Origin of the sequence: Pseudomonas sp. R4-34-07 (genome assembly GCF_003852375.1) — a bacterium.
Classification (GTDB): domain Bacteria; phylum Pseudomonadota; class Gammaproteobacteria; order Pseudomonadales; family Pseudomonadaceae; genus Aquipseudomonas.
On the sequence record NZ_CP027760.1, the window covers coordinates 3,248,170 to 3,264,406 of the forward strand.

21 protein-coding genes and 1 tRNA gene are annotated in these 16,237 nt (G+C 56.1%); 14 read left to right on the forward strand and 8 right to left on the reverse strand.

Translation table 11 applies throughout. The annotated features are described in order from the left end of the window. From C4J85_RS14920 to C4J85_RS14965, 12 genes are all read left to right on the forward strand, one after another. Window positions 1-318 carry a hypothetical protein gene (locus C4J85_RS14920; RefSeq protein WP_124410054.1) on the forward strand — a complete coding sequence of 106 codons (318 nt, stop codon included), beginning with the start codon at window positions 1-3 and terminating at the stop codon, window positions 316-318. Window positions 319-331: 13 nt separating this feature from the next. Beyond that, window positions 332-3,664 carry a hypothetical protein gene (locus C4J85_RS14925; RefSeq protein ID WP_124410055.1) on the forward strand — a complete coding sequence of 1,111 codons (3,333 nt, stop codon included), beginning with the start codon at window positions 332-334 and terminating at the stop codon, window positions 3,662-3,664. 96 nt (window positions 3,665-3,760) lie between these two features. Next, window positions 3,761-3,937, forward strand: a complete 177-nt coding sequence (locus C4J85_RS27505) for a hypothetical protein (RefSeq protein ID WP_164487865.1) — start codon at window positions 3,761-3,763, stop codon at window positions 3,935-3,937. Beyond that, complete coding sequence (locus C4J85_RS14930) at window positions 3,934-4,524, forward strand: hypothetical protein (protein ID WP_124410056.1); 591 nt, start codon at window positions 3,934-3,936, stop codon at window positions 4,522-4,524. Before C4J85_RS27505 ends, C4J85_RS14930 begins: the two co-directional genes overlap by 4 nt. Before the next feature lie 9 nt (window positions 4,525-4,533). Continuing rightward, window positions 4,534-4,818 carry a phage antirepressor KilAC domain-containing protein gene (locus C4J85_RS14935; RefSeq protein ID WP_124410057.1) on the forward strand — a complete coding sequence of 95 codons (285 nt, stop codon included), beginning with the start codon at window positions 4,534-4,536 and terminating at the stop codon, window positions 4,816-4,818. Then, a complete protein-coding gene (locus C4J85_RS27510) occupies window positions 4,805-4,981 on the forward strand; it encodes a hypothetical protein (RefSeq protein WP_164487847.1) in 177 nt (58 codons plus the stop codon). Before C4J85_RS14935 ends, C4J85_RS27510 begins: the two co-directional genes overlap by 14 nt. Then, entirely contained in the window at window positions 4,974-5,291 is a 318-nt protein-coding gene (locus C4J85_RS14940) for a pyocin activator PrtN family protein (protein WP_124410058.1), read from the forward strand. The genes C4J85_RS27510 and C4J85_RS14940 overlap by 8 nt, the downstream gene beginning before the upstream one ends. 55 nt (window positions 5,292-5,346) lie before the next feature. Further along, window positions 5,347-5,745 (forward strand): hypothetical protein, encoded by a 399-nt coding sequence (locus C4J85_RS14945; protein WP_124410059.1) that lies wholly within the window; start codon window positions 5,347-5,349, stop codon window positions 5,743-5,745. Continuing rightward, window positions 5,742-6,287 (forward strand): phosphohydrolase, encoded by a 546-nt coding sequence (locus C4J85_RS14950; RefSeq protein ID WP_124410060.1) that lies wholly within the window; start codon window positions 5,742-5,744, stop codon window positions 6,285-6,287. Before C4J85_RS14945 ends, C4J85_RS14950 begins: the two co-directional genes overlap by 4 nt. Beyond that, entirely contained in the window at window positions 6,280-6,600 is a 321-nt protein-coding gene (locus tag C4J85_RS14955; RefSeq protein WP_124410061.1) for a hypothetical protein, read from the forward strand. Before C4J85_RS14950 ends, C4J85_RS14955 begins: the two co-directional genes overlap by 8 nt. Then, the gene (locus C4J85_RS14960; protein ID WP_003207583.1) at window positions 6,600-6,836 is read left to right on the forward strand and encodes a DUF4224 domain-containing protein; all 237 of its coding nucleotides are present in this window, start codon (window positions 6,600-6,602) and stop codon (window positions 6,834-6,836) included. The genes C4J85_RS14955 and C4J85_RS14960 overlap by 1 nt, the downstream gene beginning before the upstream one ends. 3 nt (window positions 6,837-6,839) lie before the next feature. Next, window positions 6,840-7,904 carry a tyrosine-type recombinase/integrase gene (locus C4J85_RS14965; RefSeq protein WP_124410062.1) on the forward strand — a complete coding sequence of 355 codons (1,065 nt, stop codon included), beginning with the start codon at window positions 6,840-6,842 and terminating at the stop codon, window positions 7,902-7,904. A 155-nt stretch (window positions 7,905-8,059) separates the two neighbouring features. On the opposite strand, the gene C4J85_RS14970 is transcribed toward C4J85_RS14965, so the two are convergent. Further along, window positions 8,060-8,133 (reverse strand) — tRNA-Cys (locus C4J85_RS14970). 213 nt (window positions 8,134-8,346) lie between these two features. Further along, the gene (locus C4J85_RS14975; RefSeq protein ID WP_124410063.1) at window positions 8,347-10,626 is read right to left on the reverse strand and encodes an acylase; all 2,280 of its coding nucleotides are present in this window, start codon (window positions 10,624-10,626) and stop codon (window positions 8,347-8,349) included. Between the two features lie 237 nt (window positions 10,627-10,863). On the opposite strand from C4J85_RS14975, the gene C4J85_RS14980 reads away from it, so the two are divergent. After that, window positions 10,864-11,244, forward strand: a complete 381-nt coding sequence (locus tag C4J85_RS14980; protein ID WP_124370842.1) for a fe2+ zn2+ uptake regulation protein — start codon at window positions 10,864-10,866, stop codon at window positions 11,242-11,244. Window positions 11,245-11,256: 12 nt separating this feature from the next. On the opposite strand, the gene C4J85_RS14985 is transcribed toward C4J85_RS14980, so the two are convergent. Next, entirely contained in the window at window positions 11,257-11,451 is a 195-nt protein-coding gene (locus C4J85_RS14985) for a hypothetical protein (protein WP_124363023.1), read from the reverse strand. A 173-nt stretch (window positions 11,452-11,624) separates the two neighbouring features. Between C4J85_RS14985 and C4J85_RS27715 the strand changes: the two genes are divergently transcribed. Then, window positions 11,625-11,759 (forward strand): hypothetical protein, encoded by a 135-nt coding sequence (locus C4J85_RS27715; RefSeq protein ID WP_256657411.1) that lies wholly within the window; start codon window positions 11,625-11,627, stop codon window positions 11,757-11,759. 48 nt (window positions 11,760-11,807) lie between these two features. Here the strand turns inward: C4J85_RS27715 and C4J85_RS14990 are convergent, their stop codons facing one another. Genes C4J85_RS14990 through C4J85_RS15010 form a run of 5 tightly spaced genes read right to left on the reverse strand, consistent with a single transcriptional unit; the run spans window position 11,808 to window position 16,223 of the window. After that, a complete protein-coding gene (locus C4J85_RS14990; protein ID WP_124363024.1) occupies window positions 11,808-12,578 on the reverse strand; it encodes an ABC transporter permease in 771 nt (256 codons plus the stop codon). Further along, complete coding sequence (locus C4J85_RS14995; RefSeq protein ID WP_124410064.1) at window positions 12,575-13,774, reverse strand: ABC transporter substrate-binding protein; 1,200 nt, start codon at window positions 13,772-13,774, stop codon at window positions 12,575-12,577. The genes C4J85_RS14990 and C4J85_RS14995 overlap by 4 nt, the downstream gene beginning before the upstream one ends. Next, window positions 13,761-14,564: an ABC transporter ATP-binding protein gene (locus tag C4J85_RS15000; RefSeq protein WP_124410065.1), complete on the reverse strand. Its 804-nt coding sequence runs from the start codon at window positions 14,562-14,564 to the stop codon at window positions 13,761-13,763. Before C4J85_RS15000 ends, C4J85_RS14995 begins: the two co-directional genes overlap by 14 nt. Next, window positions 14,561-15,622, reverse strand: a complete 1,062-nt coding sequence (locus C4J85_RS15005) for an acyl-CoA dehydrogenase family protein (protein WP_124367190.1) — start codon at window positions 15,620-15,622, stop codon at window positions 14,561-14,563. The genes C4J85_RS15000 and C4J85_RS15005 overlap by 4 nt, the downstream gene beginning before the upstream one ends. Window positions 15,623-15,662: 40 nt before the next feature. Then, window positions 15,663-16,223, reverse strand: a complete 561-nt coding sequence (locus C4J85_RS15010; protein WP_124410066.1) for a carboxymuconolactone decarboxylase family protein — start codon at window positions 16,221-16,223, stop codon at window positions 15,663-15,665. Window positions 16,224-16,237 lie beyond the last annotated feature (14 nt).

The following is a 16,237-nucleotide window of genomic DNA, read 5'->3' on the forward strand; positions in this document are numbered from 1 at the left end:
ATGGACGCACTAACCCTATCCATTCTTTCATCAGCAACATACGACCTTCTTAAGAGTGGAGTAAAATTAACCGCCCAGGCACTAAAAGGCGGACTCAAAAAATGGCTTCTTGACGAAAATACTGCTCAAGAAATTGTCAACGAGCTAGAACAACTTGATTTGGACGACGGGCTTAGTGAAAAAGCTATTGAGAGAAAAATTGAGAACTCTAACATTCCAAAGATTCTAGAAGGCATACAACCTGCGACAAATATAACAAACATTACTCAGAACCATTCAGGATCAGGTGACAACGTAGGCCGCGATAAAAACTGTTAAGGAACATTTAGTCATGGACGGATCTAACACGACTGACATTATCCAAAACCATTCCGGCTCAGGTGATAATGTAGGAACCAAATACTATCAAGTTTTTCAAGCATTGACACCTCAGCACCTCACAAAACAAGTCGGAATGGTCTTTTCAAGCATTAGAGAAAAAGACGATGCGAAAGCTCAGATACAACTTGAAGTAATACAAAGTGCAGAAAACCTTGATGACCGTGCTAGATCTATTCTTAAAATACTCTCAATCCACCTTGGCCTAACTAACTCATCCGCGTCCGTCGAAGCATATCCTTCTTTATTAAACTTCATGGCAACAGCAGCATCTGACATTGAAATAGACATATGCTTAGCAGCATTACTCCGGCTAGATTTAAAAAACGGAAAAATGCCGGATGCGATTGAACGATACCACTTAGCAAAAAACACGGGAGAGTATTCAAGAGAGGTTTTTTACGAACTAATAGCCGACTCAAAAACTCTTCAGGAAGAGTACAACGAAAAAAAACTTCTCATGACTGAAGGCGAGTTTAACGGAATCATACGTGGAGCGTTCAGAACGGAACATTCTCAGCTACTGAAAATAGCAACCGATCGACTTAGCGAAACCTTCCCGTCTTACAATAGTCGAGTGTTCTCTCTAATCAGAGACGCCCTAGATTTAAACCCTGAGATAATCAAAAGCCAAAGCTTTTACATAACAAGATCCACAAAAGAGAGAATTGATTCTATATTATATCGGACTGAAGGACTCATTTCAGAATCGCGAGGTGCAGACGCGAGGCTATTCGATATAGCAGTTTCATTGTTACAGTATACGGGCTGGCTATATCAGGACATTATGGAAACATGTTGGGATTTTGTATCCGAGCTAGAGAAAAACCATCCCGAATTTGCATCACAACTTCACATCACATTTGCTAACAACTTTACTCGCGCATCAAATATTGTAAAAAAACTAGGCGAGGCTAAATCAGACAAACATCGCAGGCAAGAGATTGCAAAGTCAGTAATCAATATCAAAAAAATTGACTCAGATGATATACCTTTACTATTTGAAATACTGACCCCTTCAGAAATGCGGCAGTGGATAAAAGAAGGAGGGGAATTTGTAAATGACAATGAGCTTGAGCGTCTTTTTTTAGAAGTATTACTATATTCTTATGCAATCACAAGCAATGAAGACAGGCTAGCTATAGAGGAGCTTCGAAACAGAGTCAGCAACCTCATCGACCTGTATATCAGCGACCTAAAGCAAATTAATCAACACCTATTATTACGTCTCTGCGAAAACCTCGACAAACTTAACCTAGCTTCTATGTGCTGTACCATTCTTAAGGCATTGTTACCAGAACAAGACTTATGGCTCACGCCAGGCCTTATTATTTATTTAAAATCTCTACTCGCAAGCCATCAATCACTTACTTTAGAATCCGCCTTGTCAAATCTACATCCACTCGAGTGGAATCCTTCTGTTTGGCAGATAAAAGCAATGGCGGAGGAACAGGCTGGAAATCTAAGCGGTGCATTAATCTCTGCTGAACAAATGGTCAAAGGGGCACCTGGGAATTTGTCAACTTCGAATTACTACGCTCATTTAATCAAAAAAAATGGCGCGACTGATCTCGAAGTAAGTAAAATTTTCGAGAGCATCCCAGATAGAGCTTTTGCAAAGTTTTCACCTGAAGCATTACGAGCTGTGATACTGATTGCCAACTTCCAAGATTTTGGTAGGGCAGAAAAGATATTAATTGATTGGTTCACACAAAACCCAACGAACTGTGCAACAGCAATCACCATTTTTCACTTCAACCTTATTGAACGCGAGAACCTTAAAATCTCAGCCAATCTCCAAAACTATATTGGAGGATACAGATACTCTAAGGAGGGTGAAGAACTTACAAAGCTAGCCATTAAAAATAAACAGAATGATAATAACTTCACTATAGATGCAGATTCACCACTAGCCAAACTCCTTTCCAATATGAACGTTGGCGATTCAGCAACTCACAATATGCAAGATGTGGTTCTACTAGAAAAACTGGATCCATATACAACAATATTTCGACTTGCATTACAGATACGAAACATTAACAATGATGGATCTGATGTGTTCTCGATGATGCATGTCCCCGAAGATCCAGACATGCTTACTACAGTTCTTAAAAGAAAATTTAGTGAGAATAGAGCACAGCAAGAGGAACGGCACAATTCAGTCGCGACTTCAATGCTACCTATATTTTTCAAGGGCTATCATTTAAACACCGGAAATCCCATAAAGGCTGCACTAGAACAACTAACTGACAGCTCCTCGACCAAAAGTAACTTGCCAAATTTCGGCATCACAAAGCCTGCCACGGCTATAATTGACCCATATACTGCGTGCTATTTAGGCTTAACTGGGCTGGCGTATAATATTCCAACTTACTCTACCAAATTCAAAATCACTATAGAAACTAGAGCCGCGATTACAGGCTGGCTCGCTCAAGTAACCGACCCCTCATACATGACTATCGGGACGAACGCAAATGGAGACCTTATAAGAACCACGAGAGAAGATATTGCTCTACGATTCAAACAGTTACTAAATGGCCTGCAATTAATTTTAGACAATGCCGAGACCGTACACCCCCAAATCAGTGATCTACCTCAACAACTTATTCAGCTCGAAGATCTTTTTGACGGCGCTACGTTTTCCACCATTCGAACTTCAATAGCAAATGACATCCCTTGGTTATGCATGGATGAAACACTCGCTCACTTACATAATTCACTTAACCATAAACTGATGCACACCTATAGCACTTGTACAGACTTAGGTTTCAACCTCAGCTACGATGAAAAGTCTCAGGGATTATTGCTACATGCATTGAACGCAATACCTTACGCATTAACATATAAAGACCTGTCTATGCTGGCAGCCGAGGATAACTCAGATGCTGATTTTGCGCTTGCTACGATTATAAAAAACAACAAAGCTATACTGGCATCAAATGACAACTCAATTGAGGCAGTAGGTAACGTTCTTAAAGTTCTGATATACAAGGGTTATAGGCAAAAAAGACTCGATGATATTTACAGCGACTTTGATCCTACCAAGTCAAAATTTTTTGAAAAAGCATTCAATGCCTGCTTGGAAATAATTATTACTTCTACCCCTGAGAAAACTGCTGAATTTAAGATAGCCAAATTTTTTCACGATTTCATAGTAGGAACACAAAAATTTCAATTTCTACATCGTTTTGTAGCCCTACTCATTGCACACTTTTCTAAGGGGCATTTCTTATCCGTTGAAAATATTAATGAACACCTCCATAAATTTAGAAATGACGGTTGTTGAATCAACCTACGCCCATCAATATCAACCGACAATTGACTTATCGAAACCTTTGGTTGATATTTGCCTCACTCTTCCACCACAGAGCGAGGCAACACCATGCACACCACAGCCACCCTGCACGTCCACCCGGCCGTAGCTAACCCCCTCCGCATCTTTGAAATTCGCCGCCTGGCGCAAGATTGCGGCTGCACCTTCATCGCGTCCAAACCCAAGCTGAAACAGCGCACTGTGCCCACACCGTTCGATCCGAATGGCGGAGGGCACGCAGCATGAGCAAGTTCAAACTCGACAACCGTACCCTTTCCCTGCTGCATGCCCAGGTCAACCTCAGCGAGACTTTCAACCACACGTTGCGCACCACACCACGGCGCGATGTGCTGGCTTTCCGCCTGAAAGTTGAACGTAGCAAAGCGCACACGCACTTCACCGTTGAGCTGGGCAGCGAACGCCATACGCTGACCCTGACCAACAGCAAAAAAATGCACCTTAAGCTGGCCGACTTCATCGAAGAAATTGCCAATGGCCCGGCCGATCCCACCGAACTGCCTGATTCACTGCCTGCTCTCCACGCAAACCGTCGCTATGGCGCGTTTGATGTTGAACAAAAGCAGCAAGTGTTCGAGCTGGTGCGCGCCGGCGGGTCGATCAGTCTCGACTTGGGCTTCGAGCTGCCCATCTACTTGGCGATTCACCGCAACAAAACGCGTTCTGGCATCACCGTCATCATGGGAATCGGCGTGAGGTCGCCGCGCACCAAGTGCTTCACGGTATACGGGACCGACGTCGAGCTGTACGGCATGGTCGTCGAATCCATCAACCACTTGGCCGCAGCAGCTACACCTGCCGCGCACGCAGCGTAGGATGCAGTGATGGAACGTAGCCTGGAAAAAGCCGCCAAGTACTTCGGCATCACCCGCCCCAAGCTGATCGCGCTCATGCGTGAAAAGGGCTTGCTCAACGACCGCAACTTGCCGGCCTTCCCCGTCCGTGACCGTGAGTACCTGCGGATCAAGAACGGCAACTGGTACCACGAGACTGCCGGCATGCAGCACAGCCAATCGACCAAGGTCCGGCAAGCCGGCATGCCCTGGCTCGCCGAGCAACTGGGGCTCGAACTGCCGGCCATCCCGGTAGACAACCGTGACGTGGCCTAGGGAGTACGCCCGGCAGATCGTCGCCATGCGCACACGCGAGGAGCGCAACGCCGCGCTCCTCGAAGTGCCGGAGCATCTGCGGGAGCTGATCAAGCGTCATTGCCTGAATGCCTGGAACCATCCATCACGACTCAAGCGCAAGGAGGCCGAGGCCAATGAGTAACACCAGTCAAACACCGCTGCGGCTGCAACCCGCGCCAGATAGCGCGACCGTCGAGATGCTGCATCAACTCTTCGGCGACGTGCTTATCCCACTGGAAAAGCTGCGCGTGCACTACTTCAAGAACCTCAATGAAAAGACATTCACCGAGGCGATCAACACCGGTCGCATCCAACTGCCGGTGACCACTCTGGACCACAGCGCCAAGGCATTGAGGTACGCCCACATCAAACACGTAGCCGCCCTGATCGACATCCGCGCTTACCGAGCAGATGAAGATATGCCGCGCCCAGAAACCGAATCAACCGAGTAATACCCGTTACCCCAACGGCTGCCACCACCAGCCAATAACACCTGGAGCACACCACATGACTGCAATTCAAATGTACGCACTGATCAGCATCGTTATCGCGCTTGGGATCCTCTACTGGGTCGGCTACAAGGGCGGCTTAACGGATGGTCGAGCTGAGGGCTATGACGACGGCCACGCTCAGGGTTTTATGGAAGGGATGGATCAGGGCGAGTCAGCACGCTCTACCGAGCTTGAGCAAGTCACCGAACGATGCCGGCGCCTGCAACTTATCTTGGACCTTCAACCACAAGATCGACTGACTCTGTTGGCTATCGCCGAAAAGCTCAAGCTTGCTGCTGACACCTTCCGAGCAGTGAGATCCGAAAGCCAAGCAACACAAGCACTTGCCTTACGCGACAAGGCTCTGAGCATGGCTGCCCTGGTGGAACCGTTCACGCTGGAGGATGCAGCATGAACTTCATCTTCACCTTCACCGGCAAGCACTTCAACGTCTATGAGCCTGAAGTCGACATGATCGACCCACGGGACATATCGCACTCGTTGGCCCAACTGTGTCGGTTCAACGGCCACACTCGCGAGTTTTACAGCGTGGCACAACACAGCTGCATCGTCGCCGAGCTGGTGCCGGAAGAACACAAGTTGGCGGCCCTGCTCCACGATGCGACCGAAGCGTACTTGGGCGATATGACCCGGCCACTCAAACAGTGGATGCCCGACTACCAAGGATTTGAGGACGTCGTATGGGGGCGTGTCTGTGAGCGCTTCGACCTGGCCTTCGATCTACCTGCATGCATACACCAGGCTGACCTGATTGCGCTGGCCACCGAGCGCCGCGACCTCATGCCAACAGATCCGGCTATCTGGGATTGTTTGGTCGGCATCGAACCCATGCCTGAAAAAATCCGCCCTTGGTCTGCCACAGAAGCACGCAACACCTACCACCAGCGCCTGATGAACCAACTTGCTATCGAACACCGGAGGAAGCGGCATGAATAACCACCAGGACAATATCAGCACCCTGTCCGCTTTGCTCCGCACAACCGTGAGTGTCGACACGCTGGAAACAAACAGTTTCTGCTGCGCAGCAGCAGGCAATATTGCCTCTTCCAGCGCCACCGCCAAGGCACTTATACCCCACGAAAAGCTGCGCGGGGCAGCGCTCGCTAATGCAACGCTAAACGCTCAGGAACGCCCGCTCGCGCAGCCTGCCGTGGGGTATAAGCGTGCTCCGAGCAATATCGAGTTGCCTCCTAAGGAGAACACACGCCGAAGTTATGGGCCGACAGACCTGATCGGGAGAGCCGCATGATGGAATTCCAAAGCGAAACCCTTGCCGACGAAGAACTGGCGACCATCACCGGATATCAGATCCCGTCCAAACAAATTCTATGGTTGACCGAAAATCGCTGGGAGTTTGTTCTGACAGGCGCTCGCCGCCCAATAGTGGGTCGGGTTTACGCCCGACTGAAACTCGCGGGCGTCAAACCTTCTGGGGTCAACGCCGTAACTGAAACCTGGTCGCTCGACCTAGCGAACGTGAGCTAACTGATGCGCCAAAAAAGCATAGCCAATCGGGACCTTCCGCCTCGAATGATACGGCGCACCCGCAAGCGCAAAAGCGGCGCCGTTTGGACCTCGTTCTACTACAACGGCAGGGATGCCGATGGCAACCGGAAAGAAATACCGCTGGGCAGTGATCTGGACGCGGCGAAGGTTGAGTGGGCTCGACTGGAACGCCGCGAACCACTAAAGCCCAATCATCTAATGGGTGCGCTGTTCGACAAGTACGAAAAAAAGATCATCCCGACCAAATCAATACGGACACAGTCCGACAACCGTAAGGAACTGAAACAGCTGCGGAAGGCATTTGAAAACGCGCCTCTTGACTCAATCACTCCCCAGGTGGTTGCTCAGTATCGAGATGCCAGAACCGCCAAGGTCAGGGCCAACCGAGAAATCGCGCTGTTGTCACACATGTTCACGATCGCGCGCGAGTGGGGACTGACCAACAATGCCAACCCTTGCTTCGGCGTACGCCGAAACAAGGAAAAACCGCGGGACTACTATGCCGGCGAAGTGGTTTGGAATGCGGTATATGGAGAGGCCGTGCAGGAATTAAAGGATGCCATGGACCTTGCCTACCTGACCGGCCAGCGCCCTGCCGATGTGCTGAAGGTGGCAACTACTGACCTGGCCAACGGCTTCGTAGGGGTTCGCCAGGGCAAGGGCGGCAAACTTCTGCGTATTCGCCTGGACGATGCCGGCGAACAGTCAGCGCTTAGTCTATTCCTAGACAACCTGCTCGAACGCAGATCGTTAAGTGGGATTAAGACCTCAACGCTTATCACGAACGCGTCCGGCCTTCGGATGAGCCAACAGATGCTACGCAACCGCTGGGATGAAGCCCGGGATAAAGCAGCCATCAAGGCCGGTGCCGACGGCGATCCCGCCCTAGCTGTACTAATCCGTCAGTTTCAGTTCAAAGACATCCGCCCCAAGGCTGCCAGCGAGATAGAACTTGCGCATGCAAGTCGGCTGCTCGGCCACTCCACTGAGGAGATGACGAAGAAGGTCTATCGGCGCGTCGGTGAGATCGTAAACCCCACGAAGTAACAGGCCAAACACACCCTCACCCGGCGCTGTTCTGCACCCTCATTGCTATCAAAAACGCGTGGGGTTGCGGAACACATCCCAAAAGTTGCGGAACACTTCTCAAATCACAGGCAATAAAAAACCCCGTAGACGTTAATCTACGGGGTTTTCAAGAGTGGAGGCCGAGGTCGGAATCGAACCGGCGTAGGCGGATTTGCAATCCGCTGCATAACCATTTTGCTACTCGGCCTCAAACGATCAATGCCTGTGTTGCCGGCACTCATCGCATACAAACTTGAGTGGGCTCTGTGAAGCGCGACTCTACTCTAACTCATTGAATACGTTGAAGTTTTTAATGCTTCATTGCGTTCGATGGGCGCCATTATGTACTCATTTGCTTTTGCCTGCAACCCCTTGATTTCAAAAATATTTCGCATTGGCATCAAGGGGTTGCGTGCCTGCCCTACTCCTGGATGCGTTGCTCCTGGTAGTGCGGGTCGGCTTTGATTTGGGCTTCGGTGAATGGCAGCGGGCGCAGCTTTTTTTCGGAGAATGCCTGGGTCTGGTCCTTGGAGTAGTTTGACTCAGGGTTGCTGGACTCGGAGAACGCCAGTACGCCTACCGCCTGGGGTCCTTTGTCGTCGAAGGTGACGATTTGCAAATAGCTGGTGCCGCTGACGACTTCGCGTTTGCCGTCGGCGCGGGGCACGGTTTGCATGGCGTTGTAGATGCCCAGCTCTTGCGGGCCACCGTGGATGGGGGTTTGGCCGGAGACTTGGATGTCACCCCAACGGCTCAGGCCGAGGTTGCCGACAGCGGTGCTTGAGGCCAGCATGGCTTCGCTCAGGGCTTTGGCCACGGGTGCGCGGTCGATGGCCAGGCCGCTGGGGGTGGTCAGCGGGTGGGCCGGGTCGAAGGCGACGCGCCAGGCATCGGGTATTTGCTGCAGGTGTTCCACCAGGTTGATGAAGTGCACCAGGCCCAGGCCGCTGTCGAGGTTGGCGCGTTGGTCCCAGGTTTTCAGGCTGGTGCACAGCGGCTGCAGCGCGGCAGCATCGTTGCCCAGGTGTTTGGCGCAGAACTGCAGCAGGTCGGGCATGACTTGCCCGGCGAGGTACACCTCGTTGTCCATGACCATGTTTTGCAGAGTGCTGACGGTGATGGGTTGTTTCTCCAGGGATTGCAGGCGTTGCAGGGCGAATCGGGCGCGGGGGCCGAGGCCGATGTTGTCCTGGCTGATCACCGGGGAGAAGCCGGTAAGCGGCGCCTTGGGGTTGGCCATCCACGCGGAGTCGTTGGAATGTTGCACGTAGTCCGTGCGTTGCAGTTGCGGCAACTGGGCAGCCGCGAAGATGCCGGGCTGGGCGGCCTGTGGGTCGATGTCCCAGGCGCAGGCGCTGCGGCTGCCGTCGAGCATGATCATTTGCAGGCCGGCGCGCGGGTCGCTGCATTGCGCCAGTTTGGCAGCGCTGACGTTGGGCACCACCGACAGGTTCATGTACAGGCTCTGGCCCTGATCATCGGCGGCCAGGGTGTTGACCCAGGGGATGCCTTGCAGGGTGTGCACCGAAGTTTGCAACTCCGCGAGGCTGCCGGCGCGGTTCATGGCGTACCACTGCTGCAGCACGCGGTCGTTGCCGAGGTTGGCGTCGCGCAGGCTGAAGGCGTAATGGTTGTCCCAATCCAGCTTGCCGGGCCACTGCACCACCGGGCCGAACTGTGAACTGTAGACCGTATGGGTGACGTCCTTGACGCTGCCATCGGCCTGCTTGACCTGTAGCGTCAGCGTGGTTTTATCCAGGGGCACGGACTTGCCATCGAGCAGGTAACGGGTGGAGTCCTTGGGGTCGAGCGTCAGGCGATACAGGGTGAAATGCTTGGAGGTGTCCACCGTATGGGTCCAGGCCACGTGCTGGTTGAAGCCGATGTTCACCACCGGCAACCCAGGCAGCGCCGCGCCCATCACATCCAGTTGGCCGGGGATCGTCAGGTGCATCTCGTAAAAACGCATGCCGCCCACCCACGGGAAATGCGGGTTGGCCAGCAACATGCCACGCCCATTGAAGGAGCGATCGCGGCCCACCGCCACGGCGTTACTGCCCCGGTCGAGGGTGAAGCGCTGTTGATTGGCAGCGGCCACTTCGAATGCCTTGGCGTCGGGCTGCACGGCGGCGGTGGCCTGGGGTGGCGTCGCGCCCACCAAGGCTTCGGCGAATTGGCCGACACCGCCTTCTACCAGCAGCCTGCGGGTCAACTTGATCAGGTCTTCCTTGACCAGCGGACGCACCCACGCCGCCTGACACTGCGCCGGCGCGCCCTGCTCTTTCAGATAACGGTTGTAACCGGCCACATAGCCTTCGATACGCTGGCGGATCTGCGGCGTTTGCGCCTTCCAGAACGCCTCCACCGCGTCCGGTGTGTTGAGCCAGGTAAAGAACACATCGCTGGCCAGGTTGTTGCGTTCCTCCAGGGTTGCCTGCTCGGGGCCGAAGAACCGGGCGCGCTGGCCATTCACCGTAATCACTTCATTGGCCAACAGGCACAGGTTGTCCTGGGCATACGCATAGCCGATGCCGAAACCCAGGCCGCGCTCATCATTGGCGCGGATATGCGGCACGCCGTAGGTGGTACGCCGAATCTCTGTGGACGCCTGCGCCACCGGCTCCCGCGCCGATGCCGCCAGGCTCATTCCCAGCAACAGCCCTGCCACGCATACCCTGGACAACCCGTTGAAAATAATCACGCCGACTCCACAGTCAAATTGAACACCCTCGGTAGGGACAACTCCCCCACCGTAAGGACGCAGCCAACCGAAAATAATTTAATGGCGTGGGCGGTTTATTCCGGGCGCTCGCACTGTGACAAACCCGATATCGACAAAATTTCTACATCCTGCACTTCATGATTTTGCGCGTTCGTTCGTCTTATTGAATAAGAGCACCATCATTTTCCTGATCAGGCTCTGATAAGGAGTTTTTGCATGTACAACCCGCAAGTGCCCACGGATGGACATTCATCGACCGCCGAGGCCAATGTCGGCAACACCCCCCATGGGTTCGGCAAAACGCCCGAACAGCAGGGCAACCAGCGTATTCGCCATTTGCTCAAGTGCTTCGGTCTGCGCACCAGCCTGATCCGGCTGAAGGTCATCGACGCCCTGCTCACCGCTGCCGGCAACCAGCGCACCCTCGGCGTGCGCGGCGTGCACAGCCATTTGCTGGAGCTGGGCATCCCGTTGTCGTTTCTCAGTGTGCGCGAGGTGCTCAAGCGCCTGTGCAGCGAGGGCGTGATCACCCTCAATGCCGACAAAAGCTACAGCCTCCACGAAGAGGCCGCCAAAGTGCTCGAGGGACGCGCCTGAATCACGCGCGCATCAGAAGTGTGGCTTGACCTTGCGACGCATGATGCCGTTGATCACGACCACCACCACGGCAATCGCAATGGCCAGGTACTGGAAGGTTTTTTCGCTGATGGCGCCAATGTTCTGCAGGTAGGACAGGCCGAACATCGAGGCCAGCACGGCCAGGGCAATCAGAATCGAGTATTTCAAGCGTTGTTTCTGGGTCATGACGAGTTCCTGAACCTTAAAGAATGTATCCAGTGTGTATCGCCGCAGATGCCAAGCACATACCCGAAAACGGGGATGGACGCAGGGCGGCAAGGTCTCATGTTACAGGCGATGAAAAGCTTTGGCTCGTTCCGCGCCCGATTGACCTTGTGAGCCCCTGGAGGATTGCCCAAATGCTGCGTCGCATCACCCTGCTGATTCCCTTGCTGATCATGTTGACCCTGAGCGGCTGCTTCTTTTTCCCACGAGGTGGCGGCGGCTGGCATGACCATCGCTACGGCGGTGGCCCAGGCTACGAGCACCGCTGAATGAACGAGCGTCTCGCTGCCGGCGAGACGCTCACCCTGGAAAAACCGCTACCCGCCATGCACCCAGCGCTGATGCAGCCACCGCGCCAACGTATCCAGCGCAAACCCCAGCAGCCCGATCAGCAACACCATCGCCATAAGTTCCGAATACGCCAGCCGGTCACGGGTATCGAGGATGTAATACCCAAGCCCCGCACTGACCCCAAGCATCTCGCACGGCACCAGCACAATCCACAGAATGCCGATGGCCAGGCGCACGCCCGTCAACACATGCCCCACCACGCCCGGAATGACCACTCGTCGCAACGTTTCCCAGCGCGTCGCGCTCAAGCTCTTGCTCAATTGCAGCCAGCGCGGGTCGAGCTGGCGCACGCCCGCCGCCGTGTTGAGCATGATCGGCCACACGGCGGCGAACGCCAGCAGGAAATAGATCGGCTGGTCCCCCACCCCCATCAGCATCACCACGATCGGCATCCACGACAAGGGCGAGATCATCCGCAAAAACTGGAAGGCCGGCGTGGTCGCCGCCTCCAGGTTGCGCGAACTGCCGACCAATAAGCCCAACGGCACCCCCACCAGCAAGGCCAGGAACAGCCCGACGAAGATGCGCTTGAGGCTCACCGCGATGTGCACATACACCTCACCGCGCCCGAGCAATTCCCACAGGCTGCTGAACGTCGCTGCCAGGGAAAAGCGCGCCGACAGCCCGTCCGCCACGCCAAACAGTTTCACCCCCAGCCACCACAACACCAACAATCCGGCCAGGCCGCCGAACCCGAGCAACCAGCCCGGCCACGCGCCGGTTTTTCCGTTGTTCAAACGCCAATCTCCTCATGCCGCGCGTAACCGTCGGGCAAGCCGAAGGTCTGCATGCCGCCGACGGCCTCGATGGCGTTGCGCACAAAGCGGTCGTCCACCAGGTCCTTGGCAACGAACGCCGGGTCGAGGTCGGCGAGAAATCGCTTGTCGCCTTCGATCAAGGTGTCTTTGAGGCGGCGCACCAGTTCTTCGGTGTAGCTGGGGAATGGGTAAGGTTGGAAGTCGATGCGGTGCTCGTCCCAGTTGGCGTGCTGGATCGCGCCATCGGCCAGGTACCCGGCGCGATCCGCGGCGGCAGGCGCGAGCACCTTGCTCAACACCGGTTCGGCATGCGGCGTGTAGCGGTTCGGGCCGTCCTTGGACAGCAGCTTCACCGCCTCTTCGCGATGGTCACGGGTCCAGACCTGGGCCTTGACGATGGCGTTCACCACTTTTTGCGACCATTCAGGACGGTTGGTCAGGTCATGTTCGTGCATGAACACCACGCAGCAGGCATGGTTGCGCCATATGTCGCCCGTAAAGCGCTGCACCCGGCCGACCTTGAGGTTCTCGGCCAGGGCGTTGAACGGCTCGGCGACGATGTAACCATCGATGCGCTTGCTGGCCAATGCCGGTGGCATGTCCGACGGCGGCAGCACGATCAGGTTGACTTCATTGGCGCCAATCGCACCGCCCGCCGCGCGTGCCACCGGCGTCAGCCCGTTATCGCGGAACAACTGCTGTACCACCACGTTATGAATCGAATACCAGAATGGAATCGCCACCGACTTGCCGCCCAGTTGCTTCACGTCGGTGATCCCCGGCGCCACGGTCAGGCCCGAACCGCCGACGTGGTTCCATGCCACCACTTTGGCCGGCACCTTGCTGGCATAGCGCGCCCACACGGTCATCGGCGACAACAGGTGAATCACGTTGACCTGGCCCGAGATGAACGCTTCGATCACCTGGGCCCAGCTGCGCAGCAACACCGGGCGTTCAGCCTTGATGCCTTCGGCTTCGAACAGCCCATTATTGTGCGCGACCAACAGCGGCGTGGCGTCGGTGATCGGCAGGTAGCCGATGCGCACCGGCGCGTCGGGCTCACTGGCGGCGCGCGCCTGCAGGCTGCTCAGCAACGGCAAGGCGCCAGCGGCACTGAGCACCGCCGAGAGTTTGAGAAAGTCGCGACGCGAGTGGGACAGGTCATCCAGACACATGGCTAAGCTCCAGCAGATCAAGGGGGTTGGATTGAGGGCGGCTCGCCTGCCGCAGGGTTTTAAGAATGTCGATGCGCAATGCGCCAATGGCTTCGACCTGGTCCTCACGCGGTTGCGGCAAGTCGATTTGCCACTCGCCCAACGTGCGCGCGGGGCGGTTCCCCAGCAGCAGGATGCGGTCAGACAGCAGCAAGGCTTCGTCGATGTCGTGGGTGATCAGCACGGCTGCCGAGCCCTGTTCGCGATTGACCTTGAGCAGCAGGCGCTGCATGTCCGCGCGGGTCACTTCGTCGAGGGCGCCGAAGGGCTCGTCCAGCAGCAACACCTGTGGCTGGCGGGCCAGGCAGCGGGCCAATGCGGTGCGCTGGGCCATGCCGCCAGACAGCTGCGCGGGAAATTGGTGGCGGGCGTGTTCCAGGCCGACAGCGGCGATCGCATGGTCCACACGCTGGCGGCGCTCTTCATTGCCCAGGTGCGGTTGCCGGGCGAAATCCAGGCCGAAGGCGACGTTCTTTTCCAGGTTCAGCCACGGCAGCAAGCTCGGGTCCTGAAACGCCACCGCCACCCGAGGATGCGGGCCGTTCAAAGGCTCACCCAGCACGCGTACGCTGCCGCCCTGGGGCGCCTGCAAACCGGCCAGCACACGTAACAGACTGGACTTGCCCACGCCGCTGGGGCCGAGGATCGACACCACTTCGCCAGGCTGCAACTGCAGGTCGAAGCCTTCCAATACCGGGCCACTGGCATACCCCAGGCAAACGCCCTGCGCCGTCAATACCGCGAGGCTCACAGGTTGGCCTGGCGGTGCAGCTCGGTGCGCAGCTGCACCAGGCTGGGCGTGACGATGGGCACAAACGCCGATTCCCGCCAGCGCCGGGCAAAGCCGCTGCCATGGGCGGTGAGGTAGGCCTTGCCGCCGCTGGCCTGCAATTCGAGCTGCACAGCGCTGGCGGCGGTTTCCGCCAGGGCGATGCGCAATTTGAACAACGGCACCGGTTCAGCGGCGAATCGCCCGGCCAGCAGGCCGTTCTTGAGTTCGTTGCCCAAGTGATCGAGGGTCACGCGCAGCGCTTCGAGTTCTTCGCGCAGCACGGTGCGCGAAGCGCCCAAATGATGAGCCACCTCCGCCAGGGAGCGGCGCGCCAGCCCGATCGACAGGCCGCATTGCAAACCCAGGAACGCCGGGCGCACGGCGGGCAGGAACTGGCGCGCGTCCTCATGCAATAACCAGTCGCGGCTCAGCTCCACGCCTTCCAGGCCGAGGGCGGCGGTATTGCTCGACTGCAGCCCGAGCAACTCCAGGTCACGAGAGCGCAGCAAGCCGGCCACCGAATCCGGAATCGCCAGGATAAACGGCGCGCCGCCAGCCGCGTGTTCAACGGCCGCTGCGGCGACGAAGCCGCTCTTGCGCAGGTTGGTCACCCAATGCAGGCGACCATTGAGGGTCCAGCCGTGATCGTTGGGTTCGGCGCTGATCTGCAGCGTCTCGATGCCGGACAGGAACTTCATCGCATTCGACAGCCCGGTGGCGCCGGCCAGCTTGCCGCTGAGCAAGTCCGGCAGCAGTTGCTCGCGCAGCGGCGCGTTGGGGCTCTGCAGCAGGTATTCGATAAACGAGCGTTGGCCCCAGCAAACGAACGCGGCCGCCAGGGAATGGCTGGCGATATTGGCGATGGCCTCCACGGCCCCGGCCACGTCGCCGCCCAGGCCACCCAGGGCTTTGGGCACGCCAACGCGCAACACATTGGCCTCTGCCAGCCGTGGCAGCACTTCCTGTGGATCGCAACTGCCCACGTCCAGGGCCTGCGCTTGAACATCGAGCCAACGGCTCAAGATTGGGTCAAGCATGTACGTTTCTCCTTGTTCCTACAGGTGGACCATCGCCGGTTCAGCTTGCCGGTTTTTCCCAACGGTACTGCGCCAGCTCCGGGTTCAGCGGCGTGCGCGCAAACACGTTAGCGAAGTTACACAGCGTCGCCAGGCTGACGCCCAGGATCACTTCCAGCGCATGTCCGTCGGTGTAGCCGGCGGCGCGGAACGCTTCATAGCCTGCATCGCTGACATCACCGCGGGTGGCGATCACTTCGCGGGTGAACGCGGCGAGTGTCTCATAGCGCGCATTGGGCAACTCACCGCGCTGGCGCAGCGCGTCAATCACGTCTTCGGGCAGCTTGGCTTTGTTACGCGCGACGGCGGTGTGCCCGGCCACGCAAAAATCGCAACCGTGCTGGGTGGCTGCGATCAGTTGCACCACTTCGCGGTCAGCCAGGCTCAGTTCCGACTTGGCATTCAGGCCGGAAACGGTGATATAGGTTTCCAACGCGGCCGGAGCATTGGCCAGCACGGCGAGCAGATTGGGAATGAACCCTGAGCCTTTCAGCGCGTTTTCCAGAAAGGGCCTGGCGGCTTGCGGCGCGGTTTCAGGGGTGAGCAGCGGTACGCGGGACATGGAGTGGTCTCCTC